Source organism: Brachyspira sp. SAP_772 (assembly GCF_009755885.1).
In the GTDB taxonomy this organism is placed as follows: Bacteria; Spirochaetota; Brachyspiria; order Brachyspirales; family Brachyspiraceae; genus Brachyspira.
Genome location: NZ_VYIX01000185.1, coordinates 1 through 694 on the forward strand (window position 1 = coordinate 1; position 694 = coordinate 694).

Sequence of the window (694 nt, forward strand, 5' to 3'; positions counted from 1 at the left end):
CATTATTATAATATTTTTTTTTATATAGTCAACTCTTTTGTATGCTTTACTTTTATAGTAAKTTAAGTATAATTTAATAACTATGAAATATGTATTAACATTATTTATTATAATAAGCTTTCAATTATATCCATATGAATTAAGACTTTATTTTGCAAGAGCAAATATATATAATAATACTTTATATGCTAATGTATATATTGGAAATGATATGGTTTTTTATAATAATATTAAAAGATACTTAGATAATGGTATTATAACTACATTTAATTTTAGAGTTAATCTATTTAAAGAAAATTTATTATTAGATGACAGTATAAAAGACGCCCATTTCTTYAGAAGAATGTATTATGACTTTTTTACTAAAGAATACGTTATATATAATTCACAAACTATGGCAGAAACAAGAAATACTAACTTCTATGAATTAATTAGAAATACAAGCCAAATAAATAGAGTAGATATTATCAATACAAATAACCTTGATATAAACAGTAAATATTATTTTAAAACAAGACTGTCAATACAATTTGAAAATGCCTATCCATATTTAAATGCATTCTTTAATATGATAACCCCATTACAATATAGAATAAAATGGTTAAAATCTAATAATTTTTATTTAGATGAATTGTCATAATAATTTATATTTTCTTATATTATTTATAGGTAAAAATCCGATTTTGTATTAAAT

Annotated in this window: 1 protein-coding gene; it reads left to right on the top strand. The window is 19.1% G+C overall.

Translation table 11 applies throughout. The annotated features are described in order from the left end of the window. Positions 1-82: 82 nt before the first annotated feature. On the top strand, positions 83-640 hold the full coding sequence (locus tag GQX97_RS13430; protein WP_013244330.1) for a DUF4390 domain-containing protein: 558 nt from the start codon (positions 83-85) through the stop codon (positions 638-640). The last annotated feature ends 54 nt before the right edge of the window (positions 641-694 follow it).